Origin of the sequence: Methylorubrum subtropicum (genome assembly GCF_038442325.1) — a bacterium.
Classification (GTDB): Bacteria; Pseudomonadota; Alphaproteobacteria; order Rhizobiales; family Beijerinckiaceae; genus Methylobacterium; species Methylobacterium subtropicum.
Genome location: NZ_JBBXMW010000005.1, coordinates 142,375 through 156,214, shown reverse-complemented (window position 1 = coordinate 156,214; position 13,840 = coordinate 142,375). Strand labels below are relative to the sequence as shown.

19 protein-coding genes and 1 tRNA gene are annotated in these 13,840 nt (G+C 65.5%); 11 read left to right on the top strand and 9 right to left on the bottom strand.

Annotated features, from left to right (window positions below; all coding sequences use genetic code 11):
• Positions 1-483, top strand: coding sequence for a hypothetical protein (locus AAHG03_RS09715; protein ID WP_342150423.1), 483 nt, complete (start codon positions 1-3; stop codon positions 481-483).
• A 101-nt stretch (positions 484-584) separates the two neighbouring features.
• Positions 585-659 (top strand) — tRNA-Gly (locus AAHG03_RS09710).
• A gap of 87 nt (positions 660-746) precedes the next feature.
• On the opposite strand, the gene AAHG03_RS09705 is transcribed toward AAHG03_RS09710, so the two are convergent.
• From AAHG03_RS09705 to AAHG03_RS09690, 3 genes are all read right to left on the bottom strand, one after another.
• Positions 747-1,970, bottom strand: coding sequence for a site-specific integrase (locus AAHG03_RS09705; RefSeq protein WP_342150422.1), 1,224 nt, complete (start codon positions 1,968-1,970; stop codon positions 747-749).
• A gap of 303 nt (positions 1,971-2,273) precedes the next feature.
• Positions 2,274-2,486, bottom strand: coding sequence for a hypothetical protein (locus AAHG03_RS09695; RefSeq protein WP_342150421.1), 213 nt, complete (start codon positions 2,484-2,486; stop codon positions 2,274-2,276).
• 291 nt (positions 2,487-2,777) lie between these two features.
• Positions 2,778-2,999: a helix-turn-helix domain-containing protein gene (locus AAHG03_RS09690; RefSeq protein WP_342150420.1), complete on the bottom strand. Its 222-nt coding sequence runs from the start codon at positions 2,997-2,999 to the stop codon at positions 2,778-2,780.
• 120 nt (positions 3,000-3,119) lie between these two features.
• On the opposite strand from AAHG03_RS09690, the gene AAHG03_RS09685 reads away from it, so the two are divergent.
• The gene (locus AAHG03_RS09685) at positions 3,120-3,641 is read left to right on the top strand and encodes a hypothetical protein (RefSeq protein WP_342150419.1); all 522 of its coding nucleotides are present in this window, start codon (positions 3,120-3,122) and stop codon (positions 3,639-3,641) included.
• A gap of 436 nt (positions 3,642-4,077) precedes the next feature.
• Here AAHG03_RS09685 and AAHG03_RS09680 read toward each other — a convergent pair whose 3' ends face one another.
• Together AAHG03_RS09680 and AAHG03_RS09675 are read right to left on the bottom strand one after the other, a co-directional pair.
• Positions 4,078-4,260 (bottom strand): hypothetical protein, encoded by a 183-nt coding sequence (locus AAHG03_RS09680; protein WP_342150418.1) that lies wholly within the window; start codon positions 4,258-4,260, stop codon positions 4,078-4,080.
• The gene (locus AAHG03_RS09675) at positions 4,196-5,011 is read right to left on the bottom strand and encodes a hypothetical protein (RefSeq protein WP_342150417.1); all 816 of its coding nucleotides are present in this window, start codon (positions 5,009-5,011) and stop codon (positions 4,196-4,198) included. Before AAHG03_RS09675 ends, AAHG03_RS09680 begins: the two co-directional genes overlap by 65 nt.
• A gap of 316 nt (positions 5,012-5,327) precedes the next feature.
• Here AAHG03_RS09675 and AAHG03_RS09670 point away from each other — a divergent pair, with 316 nt between their 5' ends.
• Together AAHG03_RS09670 and AAHG03_RS09665 are read left to right on the top strand one after the other, a co-directional pair.
• Complete coding sequence (locus tag AAHG03_RS09670) at positions 5,328-5,606, top strand: hypothetical protein (protein ID WP_342150416.1); 279 nt, start codon at positions 5,328-5,330, stop codon at positions 5,604-5,606.
• A gap of 212 nt (positions 5,607-5,818) precedes the next feature.
• Complete coding sequence (locus tag AAHG03_RS09665; protein ID WP_342150415.1) at positions 5,819-6,172, top strand: BRA0787 family protein; 354 nt, start codon at positions 5,819-5,821, stop codon at positions 6,170-6,172.
• Positions 6,173-6,230: 58 nt separating this feature from the next.
• Here the strand turns inward: AAHG03_RS09665 and AAHG03_RS09660 are convergent, their stop codons facing one another.
• The 4 genes from AAHG03_RS09660 to AAHG03_RS09645 all read right to left on the bottom strand — a co-directional run bounded on the left by AAHG03_RS09660 (position 6,231) and on the right by AAHG03_RS09645 (position 9,272).
• Positions 6,231-6,707 (bottom strand): hypothetical protein, encoded by a 477-nt coding sequence (locus AAHG03_RS09660; protein WP_342150414.1) that lies wholly within the window; start codon positions 6,705-6,707, stop codon positions 6,231-6,233.
• 634 nt (positions 6,708-7,341) lie between these two features.
• Positions 7,342-7,551, bottom strand: coding sequence for a hypothetical protein (locus tag AAHG03_RS09655; RefSeq protein ID WP_342150413.1), 210 nt, complete (start codon positions 7,549-7,551; stop codon positions 7,342-7,344).
• Positions 7,552-7,588: 37 nt separating this feature from the next.
• Positions 7,589-8,572, bottom strand: coding sequence for a GAF domain-containing protein (locus tag AAHG03_RS09650; protein WP_342150412.1), 984 nt, complete (start codon positions 8,570-8,572; stop codon positions 7,589-7,591).
• A gap of 316 nt (positions 8,573-8,888) precedes the next feature.
• Complete coding sequence (locus tag AAHG03_RS09645; protein WP_342150411.1) at positions 8,889-9,272, bottom strand: phage holin family protein; 384 nt, start codon at positions 9,270-9,272, stop codon at positions 8,889-8,891.
• Positions 9,273-9,679: 407 nt separating this feature from the next.
• On the opposite strand from AAHG03_RS09645, the gene AAHG03_RS09635 reads away from it, so the two are divergent.
• The 6 genes from AAHG03_RS09635 (at position 9,680) to AAHG03_RS09610 (ending at position 13,837) form a co-directional block, all read left to right on the top strand.
• Entirely contained in the window at positions 9,680-9,922 is a 243-nt protein-coding gene (locus AAHG03_RS09635) for a hypothetical protein (protein ID WP_342150409.1), read from the top strand.
• Positions 9,923-9,931: 9 nt separating this feature from the next.
• Entirely contained in the window at positions 9,932-10,306 is a 375-nt protein-coding gene (locus tag AAHG03_RS09630) for a hypothetical protein (RefSeq protein WP_342150408.1), read from the top strand.
• The gene (locus AAHG03_RS09625) at positions 10,306-10,752 is read left to right on the top strand and encodes a penicillin-binding protein (RefSeq protein ID WP_342150407.1); all 447 of its coding nucleotides are present in this window, start codon (positions 10,306-10,308) and stop codon (positions 10,750-10,752) included. The genes AAHG03_RS09630 and AAHG03_RS09625 overlap by 1 nt, the downstream gene beginning before the upstream one ends.
• 76 nt (positions 10,753-10,828) lie before the next feature.
• On the top strand, positions 10,829-11,419 hold the full coding sequence (locus AAHG03_RS09620; protein WP_342150406.1) for a hypothetical protein: 591 nt from the start codon (positions 10,829-10,831) through the stop codon (positions 11,417-11,419).
• A 64-nt stretch (positions 11,420-11,483) separates the two neighbouring features.
• Entirely contained in the window at positions 11,484-12,611 is a 1,128-nt protein-coding gene (locus AAHG03_RS09615) for a hypothetical protein (protein WP_342150405.1), read from the top strand.
• A gap of 65 nt (positions 12,612-12,676) precedes the next feature.
• Positions 12,677-13,837, top strand: coding sequence for a hypothetical protein (locus AAHG03_RS09610; protein ID WP_342150404.1), 1,161 nt, complete (start codon positions 12,677-12,679; stop codon positions 13,835-13,837).
• The last annotated feature ends 3 nt before the right edge of the window (positions 13,838-13,840 follow it).

Below are 13,840 nucleotides of genomic sequence, written 5' to 3'. Positions count from 1 at the left end.
ATGCTCGGCCGCATCCTCCTCACCACCCTCGCCCTGCTGATGGCGATCCCCGCGGGCGCGCTGGCGCTGATCGGCGGGGTGCTGCTCGATCCCGCCCTGCGCGAGACCTTCGGCCGCTTGGGGCTCGCCGGCCTGCTCGCCGGGCTCATGGACCTGTCGGCGGGCCTGCCGCCGGACATGGCCGCGCTGATGCTCGCGTTCCTGGCTCAGGCCCTCGCCCTCCTCGTCGTGCTGCCCCCGGTCCTCGTCGCGCTCATCGGCGCACTGTTCGGCCTGCGCTCGGCCCTCTGGTACGGCGGCGCCTGCGCCGGGCTCACCGCGACCCTGCCCTGGCTCGCCCGCGGCGCCACCTTTCCCGCGGGCCCGGCGGCGGTGGCGGAAGCACGGCTCTCCGCTCTCCTCTTCGCCACGGGCGCCGCCTCGGGCCTCACCTACTGGCTGATCGCCGGCCGCTCCACGGGCGCCCGCCGGCCCGAACGATGACGCATTTTTAGGGTGGACAGCCGCCCGCCAACGCTTAGAACCAGGGAGCGCGGCGCTCCTCCGCCTCCCGGCCCGCCGGGACGACGACCGGAGCCCCCGGCGCGGGCGTAGTTCAGTGGTAGAACGTCAGCTTCCCAAGCTGAATGTCGTCGGTTCGATCCCGATCGCCCGCTCCAACTAACTCGTTGAAGCGTCAGCCTTTCTAACGCACTGCCGCTGACCTCGCGTTCCCCATGTTCCCTATCGCGTTCCCCAAGGCCCGTTCAGGCCTCGTTCTTCACGCTCCGGTGGGCGATGCGAAGCGTCGCCACTTTGCGTGATTTGCCGACCGCGCCGCGCGAGTAGCGCGCCGTAGTCGAAGCTTGTGTGTGAGCGGCTGCGGCCCGCGCGTCGTCGAGATCGGCGCCTGCGTCCTCGGCCTCGGTGATGGCGCCGGCACGGGCATCCATGTTCCAGACCGCATCCGGGATGCCGGCGGCCCGCGCTACGATCCGCCACTCGCGACCGAACGCGTCCCCGGCGTAGGGCCGGCCAGCCTTCTCATCGACAATCAGCGGGCCTACCCGGCGCTCGGCCGGGATCTCTGCCGCGACCGCTTGGACGTGCGGGCAGAGCCTCAGATCGTGAGCCGCGATGGCACCCGTCTTCGAAGTGACCTTCCGGGTCACGCCGTCGAGGATCACGTCGGCCCAGGTCAGGCCCCGAACCCAGCGATGCCCATTGAGCAGGATGCCGGTCGCAGCTTCTCCCTTGGGGATCGGCTCCCACTCGCCGATCACGTCCTTCTGGCGAAGCGCCGTATCGAACTGGACGGCGGTAGCCAGCGCCAACGAGAGGCGCCCCATCTCGATCGCTTTCGGGATGAAAGCCTGGACGTGGGCGAGGTCGAGCGTGACGCGCCGCCGGGCCGGTTGCGGGAACTGCACCTCGGCGAGGATCGCCTTCAATCGTGTGCAGCCTGCCAACTCGGCCGACACGCCGTAGGAGACCATCTCCCGAAGCTTCTTCATGATGCCCCAGGCTCGGCGCACCCGCTCGGGACCGCCGGGCGTCTTCGGCTTCTTCGCCGCGTTGTACCAACGCCAGAAGTCTTCCAGCTTCAGGGCGTCGAGTGCTCTGTCGCCAAAGGCCTTCTCGATGATCCGAAGGACGTGAACGTCCTTCTCCCGCGTCGTGTGCTTGAGCCGACGGAAGGGGCTCGCTTCGTCGACCTGATAGCGGCGCGACAGGCCGCGGATCGTGCCGTCGAAACGGTTTGTCTCGCGGCCCCGACCAGATGACCATTCCAGCATCTCGGCCTGTAGGCGCATGCACGTCGCGGTGATGAGCGCATGCTGTGCCGGATCGTCGAGGCTGTAGGGCAGCCGCACGGTCTCTGGCCGATAGCCGGCCTTCACCAGATCGGCCCGGGCGACCCAGTAGCCGGCATCGGGACCGGTTTTGCGTTTCCGGCGCTTTAGGCCGGGCGCGTTGAGTTCAGAGGGCATCAAGGTTCTCCTGTCCGTCGAGGGCAGGTGCCTCGACGTGGGAGAGACCGTAGCGCCGATTCCAGTAGGCTTGGACAGACGGCCAGTAGCGGCCACCCATCAGGGGATCGACGCGTGGGAGACCATCGCGCTCCAGAACGATGGCCTTCGCCGCCCACTCCGATGGCTCCTGGCTGAGGCGACGCGCGATCTCGGCCTCGCAGGGGAAGAGGCCTTGATCTCGGTGGGGCGGGCGGCGCGGCATCGGTCACGCGCCTCCCATTGCGAGGTCTCGCTTCTGGGGGGAAACAGGCACAGCAGCGCTCATGCTGCTCGCTCCCCCTGCTGACGGGAGGGTCGAAGGTGCTCGACCAATCCAGCCACGGCCATCAACGAAGCCGCCGCACACCGCACCTCGAAGGCGAGAGCGTGATCATTGCCGACTTGCGCCTGAGCGGAGCCGGCCGCGGCGAATGCTGCGACCTGCGAGAGTTGGAGAGCGATTTCCTCGCGGATCAAATCGGAAACGGCGCTCATCGAGACACGCTCCAATGTTCCGGCACGCCGAACGCATGCCCCGCAATGACAGCAGCGAGCGCCGGACTGCGGACCCGGCCGAGTACGACGCGGGTGCGCTGACTTTCGGGTGCCGGAAGATCAGGTGGGAGCGTCGGAACGGATTGCCTACGACGAGCGGTTCGCTTATGCGTGGTCATGCAAATCGACCTTTTCGGCCCCGCGCGGAGACCCCGTGTCGGGGCCTTTTTTGTCTGCGCGACAGGGCGTTGCAGATGCTGGCGGGCATCGGCCCACCAGCGGCGGGCTCCCTCAGGCTGCGGTGGGCGCCGAGGGCATCGGAGTCGGCGGAAGCGCCAGCATCTCGCGAAGCTTTGCAGTCGGAACTCTGAACCTCCCGCCAACTCTGATGGACGGGATGTCGCCGGCCTGACGGGCTCGATAAGCCGCGTTTGTTCCGAGACCCAACACGCGACCTGCCAGCGGCACATCGACCGTCGCCTCGGTCAGCACCTTCATGATGTCACTGCTCATCGAGCCCTCACTAATTGCGGTGAAAGCGCCGCATGAAGTGAAGGAACACGCCCTTGGCCCGTTGTCAACGACTTTTCGCGGTGTTAGCACATCAACGGCGAAAGGCCGGGAGAGACGGTGATGAGCAGTGAGACGCCTAAGAAGAGGATGGGTCGGCCGCGCAAATATCCGGGTACGGAGAAGCGCCCCACACTCACCTTCCGCGTGCGAGACGGCCTCCATGAAAAGCTCAAGCAGTCGTCGGAGGAGGGGGAGCGATCGATTAGCGAAGAGATTGAGCGTCGCCTGGAGCGGTCCTATGAAATAGATAAGCTTGCCCGAAATGCGTGTTCCAACACCATCGACACATTGGAGACGTTGTTCGGCGGGCCGCAGATGATGCGGTTTACTATGGATTTATCGTATGGCCTGAGACAGGCGTTGGGGCGTGAACGAGCAACTGCGGATGACTTCAGTAAAAGCAGGGAGGTGCGCGCTGCGGTTCTGCGACACTTGTTCGATGTTCTGCCAAACTTTTTTGACTTCGCGGAGAAAAACGCGGCGCCAGGAATGGACAAGACCCGCGAGCTTATCATGATAAACTTTAATGCGGTTCTCGACGGCCTTGCTGAATACGAGGACGCATCGCAATCGAGCGAATGAGCGCGGGTGCCAAGACAGTATCCCGCGCGTGGACTGGTGCGGAATGTGCGGAAGAGGCTGATTTCCCCCACGCGTATACGGCTACCGAAAACTCCCCGGACGCATTTCGACGGGTATTACCGCGGGTCGGGCCAGTCCCGTGCAGGATGTGACGAAAAGCCAGCAAAAGCCACGAAGAGGCATTAGGAGCAGCGGCCCGTCTTAGGCCGATGCCAAGTTTTGACAGGTCGGGGTGCTTTCGTGGGCGCCGTTTGATTTCGGAACTCAAAGTCTGGGCTCGCTACCAAAAACTCCCCGGAAATCAAAGCATGCCCCGGCCCGGCCCCTCGCGCGGGCGTACTGCTGGAGAAGCTGTCCCTCGCGTTGTGCGCTTCCAAAAACCCCTCAGACCTCAACAAATCACAACAGGTCTGTCGCTCGGGGCGCGGCTGCATCCTCAGCCCTGAAGCTCCGCGCGCATCACTTCGCAACACCGCCTCAGGAATGCCCGTGCCTCGCGCTCGAAGGCCATCGCCTCCTGCGTCTTCAGCCCGTGCCGGTAGGCCCCGTTCCGCTCACCGCTCGGCGCTCCGCTTCCGGCGGCTCCGCCGTGCATCCGGCACCGCTTCTTCCCGCCCACCGCTGGCGACCGGCATTCCAGTCCCGCCCGTGTCCTGGCACAGCACCGCGCCGAAAGACGCAGTTGCGAGGGCTCGCGGTTCGGTAGGTGCATGGGCTTGGTTTCCATTTTCGATGATCCCCCGCCGCTGGCCCCCTACCTGCGTCACCTGTCCGACGATGGCCTGACCGCCTTGGTAGACGTGGACGTGCTCGACCCGCACGGTCTGCTCGCCCCCACGCCGGAGCTTCGCCAGCGTTTCCATCTGGGTCGTGTAGGTGCGCAGGAACTTGGTCGCGAGGTTGCCGTAGCGCTCCATCCGGTCGATCGACTCTGTCTGCTTGGCGAGGTTCATCATATCCATCGCCATGGCGTGGGTGCCGACCATCTGAACCGCCAGCATGGCCTCGTGCTCGTTCTTCGGCTCGATGCCAGCGACGGCCGCAACGCCTGCGTTTAGGGCTTTGGGGGAAGGCAATGGTTGCCCGCGATCCCTGAGGGCGTTGCCGACCTCACCGCCGGCTCGGTCAGCGAAATCTTGCGAAACGGTGCCGAAGGTAGCCCGCTGCTGCGCGATGAAGCCGCCCGCGTTGTTGTGGGGGATGCCGACCGTGATGTCGGACCCCTCCGCCTTTTTGATATCGAAGGTGAGCGGCGGCGTCCGGCTCCGGCAGTAGGCGAACGCCTTGTCGATGCCCCGCTGCTCCTGCGGTGTCGGCTCTCGCTTCAGGGGCTTTTGAGAGGCACCCACCTTTTCAACGCTCTTGCCCATGCAGACGGCCCTGACCGCAACACCGTGTAATCGTTCCACAAATATATTATGCCGCTACACCTGCAATACGGGAAGCCTGAAAGCCGGTTTTGCTCATTGCCGCGAGTGGTCTTTGCTTCGTCGGAGCACGGCCCTGTCCAGCAGATTAAACGCTTGCCGAGCGATCAGGACGGGCTGGGGATATCGTCGCTCCCTTGAAGCAACGCAGATCGGTGTGGTCGCATTCCCGCATAGTGCTGCGCATCCTCACCGAGGACGACGAGGTTCGCGCCGGGCAACTCGCCAGCATCGACCTGTCCGCTCTGTTCCTGATCGAATGGCGCATCATCGACCCGAACTTGAGGAGCCTTCACGCATCAGCCTAGCAGACCTTCGCCGCCGGCTAGAACGGCACGAGGCCGAACGGCACGCCGGCGTCCCGACCAAGATCCTCGCGAGCTACCCCGTCGAGGACGAAGAGGCAGCCGACGCCGTTCGCAACTGTCGCCAGTGGGTGCGGGACGGCCGCGCGTCAGTGAAGGGCAGCGTGATCTATCTGATGCAGCCGCCGATCACCGTCGAGCAGTGGGCGGTCCGCTACGCGACCGAACACTGACGGGACCGCCTGCCTTGCCCGGCTTTCGCGACTGATCCATATTCGGCCTGCGGTTGATTGGCTCGCCATCAACCGAGTGCGACCCGTGACGCGCCGCCATATCGGCGCCGAGGTTGGCAGGCCCCGGCGGTTCGTCTCCACAGGCACCGGGCTTCCCTGTTCGCGGCAAGGCGCAAAGCGTCTTGGAGGCACTTCTCGCGACAGGTGTGTCTATGTCTCAAGCTGTTCTGATCCACTCCCGCTACACCCCCGCCCGCGGCGGCCACGCCCCTGGCGATCTCCGCAACGCGTTCCTCGAAGCGATCGAGGCTTACGAGGCGTGGGAGGAAGGGACCGACGAGCCGACGGTCGATGTACGCGACCGCCCCGTGACCCTTTCGCGCCTGTGCGGCCTGCTCTGGAATTGTTCGGACACCATGCCGGGCATCGAGCAACGCCACCTTGAGAGCCTGCTGCCAGCCCGTTGGATCGGCGAGGACCGCAGCGGCACCCTTAACACCTACGCCATGGCCGCCCGCGCGCTGCGCGGGCACATCACCCAACAGTGCAGCCGGCTGATTGCCTGATAGGTTGCGACGAGCGGGCTTCATGTCGAGCCCGCTCGCGATCATCCTGCCTTATCCTCTAGCTCTCAAAGCCCGTCGTGCAGTGCTTCGGTGTAAGAGCCTTCGCAGCGCCGTTGAGTTGGAATGTGGCGCTCCGTCCATCAGATAGCGAAATGATCATCTGCTTGGATTTCCGCGCCTTTGCCCAGAGGAAAGCGAAATTGTCTGAGCAGGAATGACAACCTGTGGATATCAAGCCTTGTGCATCTGCAAATAGCTGAACCGATGCTCCGTCCAAAAAAACTTGCACTTGAGATTTGGGGGGTGGGGCCCTACCAACAATCTCAACAAAAATACTCGTCTTCTTCTCCTCCCCCTCCAGGGAGGCGCCCACGTCACAACTTATATTAAAACTGTTTCCGGGACCGCTACGAACAATATATTCGACATATCCTTGTCCGCCCCCAACCGTCCAATTACCAAATGCTTGTGCGGAGGCTGGTGCACTCGGGCTGAACATCATCGCCAGTAGCGCACCGGAAGCCAGAACCCTCATCCTCATCCCTCCGCGTAGTCCTTAGATGCATTCGTCCGAAGAATATAGCGTACCACCGTACGCGGATCGCGGCGCCCCGACACGTCCATGATACGGGTCATGTCGGCGCCGCGCTCGGCGGCTGTGGTGATGAAGCTGATCTGCAGGGAATGCGCCCCAAACAGCGCCGGATCGAGCCCGGCCGTCTCAGCGTGCCGCTGATGATGTCCGCCACCGTCAGGGTCGTGAGGCGAGGTGCTGAAGGTTCGAATCCCCCTTCCGCATTCGAACCGACGGGGAGCGTACCCGCCCCGACCGCGAAACCAGCCGGAACAGCGGCCCCTCGGTAATCCCCGCCGCATCGAGCCATTCGCGCAGCAGCGCAATCGGCCGGACGAAGCGCCCGTGCGGGATCGCCTTCTTGGTGCCGCCCCCCCCCCCCCTGATCCGTCTTGCTCCGGCGCACCAGCACCCGCAGGCCGTCAGGATGGTCGATCAGATGATCCGCAAGCGTGTCATCGCGTGCATGTGGAAGCTCAAGCAGCGCGAACTGGTGCGGGAGGTCGCGATTGAGGGGGAGTTGAAGGGGTGGGTGCGGGCTTGAGTTTATCTTGCAGGGGGCAAACTCGGCAGCTTGGCAACCAAGAAAAAGCGCCTAAGCTTCAACCAGTCGATGGCGACGACGATTGAGAGCTCGCGAGGGCCGCAAAGCGGGCGAATACATTAACATTGATCGACGTTTAGTGAGCTTTGCAATTTCTTCGCGTTCAGCCGGAGAGGCCTTGTCGGCGACAAGCTTGGCGAGCAGGTCCTCAAGCCGCCGATCAACCACGGACTCCTGAGAAATGACCATACCGGCCGCCATCTGATGACACCCTCCTACGGTGCGCTTAGAGTTTAACTTAACCGTTACGATGGGCCTCGGACGGCGTGTGCCCGCACGAGACTCGCAGTTGATCCGTTCTTACCGCCAACGCCGCCATGCCGGCAAGCGCTCGTACGGCCTCAACCGTTTGGACGCCCGTATGATCCGGGCCAACCTCAAAATGGTTGGCTTGGTCACTCGTGCCTACGACGACCCCCCATGCGCTGCCATGCCCGTGCGCTAGGATGGGCACGGCAGCGATTGAGCGATATCGCTCAGCATCCTCGTTTTTTACTAAGTCGGCGTAGAGCGTGCCTATCTGGAGCGCGTTCATATCAGGAACGACAACCTCTGTGCCTCTTGCCAAGGCCGCGCCCGCAACACCCACGCCGCTCGGCCATCTACGGGCGTCATCAATATTACAGGGAACCGTTCGCGACTGGGCTATGCATTGCAGATACTTATCCCCATTGTCCGCCTGCATAGTCTGATAAACGCAAAGTGTGTGATGCTCGGCAGTACGATATCCTATCGCTATATCGAGGGACCGGCTTGCAGTTTCCAGCAATATTGATATTGATCGCTGGACTGGAACGTAATCTTCATGTATAGTCGCCTCGATAACGCCCCGCATTGTATTAACGGCTTGGTATAGCTCTTTGGCTCTAATTTGCTCATTGTTAAATTCATCAATATCTGCATATTCCCAGATCGCCTGCTGTAAAGCTTGCCTTTCGTCCTGCGCGGCCACAACTGCTTGTCGCGCGATTTCCAATTCATCTGAGGAATCTTTTTCTGCCACAGCAATAAAGATGGCGCCAAGCACGGCCACGGCCGCGCTGCCAATGCCAACGTAGTTGGATGCTGTAAAATTTTGCTCGCCCGTAAACTGAGCTATGACGCTAATAGTTGAAAACACGGCAAACATTATTTTGGCAGCGAGAGACGCAATCCATTGGTTGCGGGATTTTTTCGCAAACGCTGCGCCCAGACGATCCGAAATTTCTTTTAGGTCTGCCATGGGCTATTTTGTGTGACCGTTAGCGCCTTAGGATGCAGCCCAACCTAAGGCGGAAATGATGCCTGCTCAATCGAGGATGACGGCATTGAATCCGGTGCCACTACGACGAAGCATCGCAATTAAACGCCCCTAGGCCGCGCGTTTAATGTGCCGCTGCCAGTACCCGCACAGATCCACCGACGGCCCGCGCCTCATCGCCAGCCCGGCAATCTTCTCGTACCGCGCGCCGTTCGGCAGGAGACGGTTGTCCTCGCGCCACGACATCTCGGCGGCATAAAGGCCAGGTAGGCGCCGCTGCCGCGGAGCCATGCTGCACTTACGACCGGGCAGATTGCAGGCTCATCCTGCGAAGGCCAGCCCACATTAGGAAGGCTGCGGCCGCGAGGAACGGCAGAGCTACAATCAAGCCCGCAAAGACGTCGGAACCGATCAGCGCCGCGATAGCATCCCGCAGCGCGATCAACAGCAGGACCAGCGAGACGAGGACGAGCAGCAGCGCGCCGCCGAACAGCCCTGCGAGCGTAGCGATAGCCTTCAGGTTACCGTGCACCTCGATCCTGGCCAGCCGCAGCAAATCGGCGAACTGAGCGCTTGCCTCGCGGACGGCCGCGACGATCAAGGCGGGCGTGCTGCGCGGATCTGCATCCGGCTGCTGCCGATCCACCATCGGCTCGTTCACCGCAGCCGCTTCAATGCTCATCGCGAGTGCCGTCAGCGCGGTTGCGGAACCTGATTCCAGCCCCGCCCCCGTTCTCGGGAATGAACTCTAGGCCAGCGGTTTCCAAGGCGGAGACAACCGCCTTCACGTTGTTGGCCATACCAGCAGCCGGGCCTTCCGCCGCCTCCATCCGCTTGAGGGTGGGGACTGAAATTGAGGCCGACGCGGCCAACTCAGCCTGACCAATCCCGAGCAGAGTCCTAGCGGCTGCGATCTGCCTGCCTGACACCGATTTTTGATCTTTTTGGCTCATAGAGATCCAAATGGATTGACGGAGCGGCCTTGATGATCTATAAGTATCACATTGATGCTTTCGATCAATGGGGCTTCCAATGTCTCGCCGCACCCTCTCTTGGTCCTCCGCCCTCCGCGACATGCGGAACGACCGCGTGCAGGTCCCCCAGGGCTTCCTCGGCTCGCGCGAGCGGATCAGGGTCGCGGTGCGCGTCGGCCGCGCCTCGCTCATCACCCCGACCGGCGCTTTCGACCGCGCCGGCATCATGTCGGCCGCTGCCGCTGCCGCGAAGGCGCATCAGCTTCAGTACGGCTCGACTTGGGCCGTCGCCATGTCGGTCTCGCTTAAGGCCGCATGGCAGTTCGCCAAGTCCCTCCGCTCCGCTGCTGCGCACTGAGCCCGACCAATGCTCTCCGCCCTCACGCGCCGCGCCATAGTCGCCGCGTTCACCCTTCCGGCCCTGGTGCGCCCCGCGCGCCCGGCTCCCGCCGACCCGATCTTCGCCGCCATCGCGCACGCTAAGGCCACCGACGCCACTCTTGCCGCCGCGCTGTCCGGCCTGAACGAGGACGACGAGACCGCTGTGCGCCGCGCCGACGAGGCGGCCGATACCGCCAGCGACACCTTCAACGCCCTGCGGACCATCCGGCCCACCACCGCCGACGGCTTCCGCGCGCTGGTCCGCTTCTACGCCGATCAGGCCGAACTGAACGAACCTCACTGCGCGGGCGCGATGTACCTGCGCCACGTCCTCGCGGCCCTGCCCGAGGGGGCCGTCTGATGGCCGCTCGCCCCACCCGACGCGTCGTCCTCGCCGTCGTGCTGTCCGCCGTGGCGACCCCGCCCGCCGCTCGCGCCGCCCGGCCCGATCCGCTCGCCGCCGCGATCCGGCGGGCCCGTCTCGCCGACTCCGCTCACCGGCAGGCAGGCCGTGACACCCTCACCGCCTTCGGCCCCGACGCCCCGCGTCCCACCTACTGGCGCGCATACCGCTCCGGCGTGCTGGCTGAGCGGTACAGCGCCCGCCGTGCGCTTCACGCCCTGACGCCCGCCACGGCCGACGAGGCGTCCGCCCTGGTCGCCTACTATGCCGAACGGGCCGAGCTGTCGGGCGATCCCGATACGGCCCGCCACGCGCGCCGCCGCCTGCGCAAGGTGTTCGCCCGGCCCGGCGCGCCTCCGGCCCCGCCGCTGCCGCCGGCGCTCAAGCCTCCCGCGCCTTCCTGAACCCGCGCCCGCGCGGCGCCTCCTGCCCTTCACCACCGACCCACCACCGCAACGAGCCCTCACCGGAGCCCGAACGATGACGCACGCCCTGACCCTTCCCGACTTCAGCAGCCGACCCGCCGACGGCGACCGCGTGCCGTTCCATGCCGACCCCATCCTTGCGGCCATCGAGCGCCACGAGGAGGCTTACGCCGTCTTACAGGTCGCGCCGGACGGCGAAGCAAGCGAGGCCGCCGATGCCGTGACCTTCGACGCGCTGCACGCCATGCTCGCGACCCCCTGCGCCACGCGCGCCGGGATGCTCTGCCTGATCCGGCACCTTCGCTGGTTCCTGTCCGAGGAGGCGCCCAACGCCGACGCCTACAGCGCCGAGGGCGGCCCGAGCGCGTGGAGCATCGCCCAGGCCCGCGAGGCCGATCTGTCCCGCTGTCTCGGCGTGGAGCGTATCAAGCGCCTGCCCCTGGCGCTCCCGTCCGGCCGCCTCATCGGCCCGGTGATCGACCTTCGGCCCGTCTCGGCCTCGACCTCGACCGCCGAGCCCTACGCCACCGCCACGCCCACCGCTGTCCGGTTCGTCCGCGCCCTCGACTGCGCGGCCGACGTGCTGGCCGCCCTGGTCCTGATCGTCGGCGGCTGCGGCTTCGTCGGTTTCGCCTCGCTCCTCTGACCCCGCCCGGCCGGCGCGCCGAGGCGCCGCCGGCTCCTGTCCTCCCGACAAGAGATCCCTAGCCATGCGCAACCCCTTCAAGCGCCAGCCCCGCCCCGCCGACAAGCCCAGCCTTCGCGAGCGCGCCGCCACCCTGAAATCCGGCCTCGCGCGTCTGCTCACCCGCCCGGCGGGGCAGGGCGAGGCCAACCAGCAGCGCCGGGCCCTCGTCGCCGGTTCGGTCGCCGCCGCGATCCCGCTGCCCGTCCTGGCCCGCGCCGCGACGCCCGCGGCCTTCACCGCCGAGGCGCCGCCCCTGGCGCTCCCAGCGCTCATCGCCGACCCGCATCCCGACCGCGCGCTGCTCGACCTCGGGGCCGCCCTGGATCGCGCGATCGAGGCCAGCACAAAGGCGCGAGAGGCGCGGGAAGCGGCATGGGCCATCGTGGAGGCCGCCCTGCTCCGGCGCCCCATCGAACTCGCCCCCTCGCTCCGCGATTGGGGGCTGACTCATCCGACCGTCTACGGCCGAGAGCCGCCAGAGGTTCGCGAGTGGCACTGCGGCACGAAGATGCGCTCGACAGATTTCGAGGCGCGCGCCCTGCCCGAGGATCATCAGCGCTGGCAACACGCCTGGACCGGCGCGGGGCTACGCTACGCCATCGCCAATGCCGTCCGGTATCTCGGCCGGGGCGGCCAGACCCCGCATGATGTCCGCCGCTGGCGTGCACTGCTGCCGATCGCGGACGCCTTCGATGCCGAGGTGGCGAAGGCCTACGCGGCGAGTGACTATAACCGCCTCAAGGACGAAGCCGCGTCCGCTGCGGCGAAGGTCAGAGGCTTGCGGATCGACATTCGCGACCTGACCGCGACGACCCCGGAAGGGCTGGCCGTCCATGTGCGGCTCGCCCTCGCGGACGAGCCTCAGAAGACGGCGGACGACCATAGCGCCCTGATGTGTAGCGCTGCTGCCGTCGCGGGTGTGCCTCTGCCTGTATCCGACTTCGACGCAGCAGCTTGGGTTGCCGCTTGGGAGAAGGCCGGCGGGCGTATCAAGTGGATACCGAGCCCGTGCAGTCACGACGAATTGGGCTTCGTCTGGCCGAACACAAAGGTCGCCGGCCTCGACGCCCAACCCGAGCTGCAAGCCCTCGCCCGAGTGCAGCAGCAGCACAGCAGAACCATCGACCGCTGGCTTCGCGCCAACCGCTGACCCCGCCACGCGGCGGGGCGCCCCTCGCCGCACGTCCCTGCATCCTGTGAGCCAAGGAGGCCGCCGTGCCCTCTCTCAACCTGCGCAACCCGCTCCGCCGCGACCCGAACCGCCCGACCCTCAAGCAGCGCGCCGCCGCTCTGAAGGCTACTGCGGCGCGCGTAATCCGCGGCCAGCGGTGCGTTGAGATTACCGATCAACCTTCTTCAGCATCCCTACCGTCAGGAAGTACTGCGGATCGCAGTGCGCGCACCTTCAAGGCACCAGTGCAGAAGATGCACGATGCAGGAGGAGGCGAACCCGGCCGCACCTCCGCAGCCGATGGACATGCGCCTCATCAGGAGCGTGCCATGGGCCGTCACGAGAGCTTTGATCCGACCAACGCCATTCCGTTCTCCCTTGGGACCATGGGCGCGGCTCTACCCGCGCCGGGCTCGCCCGAGGCCCTGGAGGCGTTCGGCGCCGCCTGTCGTGCTGTCGATGCCGCGAGCCGTCTCAGCGATGCCGACATGGAAGCGCTGCACATCGCGCCCGGCGCCTCGCTCTGGACATCCGACAAGGCGACGGACGCGCTGTCCGGCAACTTCTCCCGGTTCATGCCGAACGAGATCGAGGCGGCGCGGGCCACGCCGCGGGCGCGCTTGGAGGAGTTGCAGATCCTCTCCCTTCGCCGCGAGCTGCGCATGGCCGAGGCCGCGCACTCCTCCCGCATCCGTGAGCTTCACGCCCTGGTCTACGGCGACGAGCCGGACCCGGATGACGGGAGCGAGGTGTCCACCTCCCTCCCGGCCCACGACGCTGAGCTGATCGCGCTCGTAGAGCCGTGGGAAGCTGCGCGCCGGCTCTACGAACAGCGATCCGAGGAACAGGAGGAAATCGAGAGGGCTGCGACAGCCAGCGCCAGCTATCCCAGCGAGCGGCCGGAGGGCTTGGGCGCCGACTTCAAGGAGTGGCGAAACCGCGCCGAAGAGTACCGCAAACAAACCGGCATCGACGACGCCGAGGCCGAGAGCAACGACGCGCTCGACGATCTGGTTGAGATCGAGGACCGGGTTGCCGCCATGCCAGCGCGCACGCTGGCCGGGCTACGGCTCAAGGCGCGCATCGCCGAGCGCAATTCCAGCATCGACGTGGATTGGCCGCAGGGCCTCGGTGACGGGATGGTGCGCGATCTGCTGGCGATCACGGGCGGCCCGTCCGGTCTTCGCATCCCGCCGGAGGCGTGAGCG

Coding starts and splice junctions, on each gene's coding strand:
- AAHG03_RS09695 (WP_342150421.1), bottom strand. CDS start 2,486: ATGAGCGCCGTTTCCGATTTGATCCGCGAGGAAATCGCTCTCCAACTC.
- AAHG03_RS09645 (WP_342150411.1), bottom strand. CDS start 9,272: ATGAGCATTGAAGCGGCTGCGGTGAACGAGCCGATGGTGGATCGGCAG.
- AAHG03_RS09670 (WP_342150416.1), top strand. CDS start 5,328: ATGGCGCATCATCGACCCGAACTTGAGGAGCCTTCACGCATCAGCCTA.
- AAHG03_RS09650 (WP_342150412.1), bottom strand. CDS start 8,572: ATGGCAGACCTAAAAGAAATTTCGGATCGTCTGGGCGCAGCGTTTGCG.
- AAHG03_RS09615 (WP_342150405.1), top strand. CDS start 11,484: ATGCGCAACCCCTTCAAGCGCCAGCCCCGCCCCGCCGACAAGCCCAGC.
- AAHG03_RS09690 (WP_342150420.1), bottom strand. CDS start 2,999: ATGAGCAGTGACATCATGAAGGTGCTGACCGAGGCGACGGTCGATGTG.
- AAHG03_RS09620 (WP_342150406.1), top strand. CDS start 10,829: ATGACGCACGCCCTGACCCTTCCCGACTTCAGCAGCCGACCCGCCGAC.
- AAHG03_RS09685 (WP_342150419.1), top strand. CDS start 3,120: ATGAGCAGTGAGACGCCTAAGAAGAGGATGGGTCGGCCGCGCAAATAT.
- AAHG03_RS09675 (WP_342150417.1), bottom strand. CDS start 5,011: ATGGGCAAGAGCGTTGAAAAGGTGGGTGCCTCTCAAAAGCCCCTGAAG.
- AAHG03_RS09715 (WP_342150423.1), top strand. CDS start 1: ATGCTCGGCCGCATCCTCCTCACCACCCTCGCCCTGCTGATGGCGATC.
- AAHG03_RS09665 (WP_342150415.1), top strand. CDS start 5,819: ATGTCTCAAGCTGTTCTGATCCACTCCCGCTACACCCCCGCCCGCGGC.
- AAHG03_RS09655 (WP_342150413.1), bottom strand. CDS start 7,551: ATGGCGGCCGGTATGGTCATTTCTCAGGAGTCCGTGGTTGATCGGCGG.
- AAHG03_RS09660 (WP_342150414.1), bottom strand. CDS start 6,707: ATGAGGGTTCTGGCTTCCGGTGCGCTACTGGCGATGATGTTCAGCCCG.
- AAHG03_RS09705 (WP_342150422.1), bottom strand. CDS start 1,970: ATGCCCTCTGAACTCAACGCGCCCGGCCTAAAGCGCCGGAAACGCAAA.
- AAHG03_RS09625 (WP_342150407.1), top strand. CDS start 10,306: ATGGCCGCTCGCCCCACCCGACGCGTCGTCCTCGCCGTCGTGCTGTCC.
- AAHG03_RS09630 (WP_342150408.1), top strand. CDS start 9,932: ATGCTCTCCGCCCTCACGCGCCGCGCCATAGTCGCCGCGTTCACCCTT.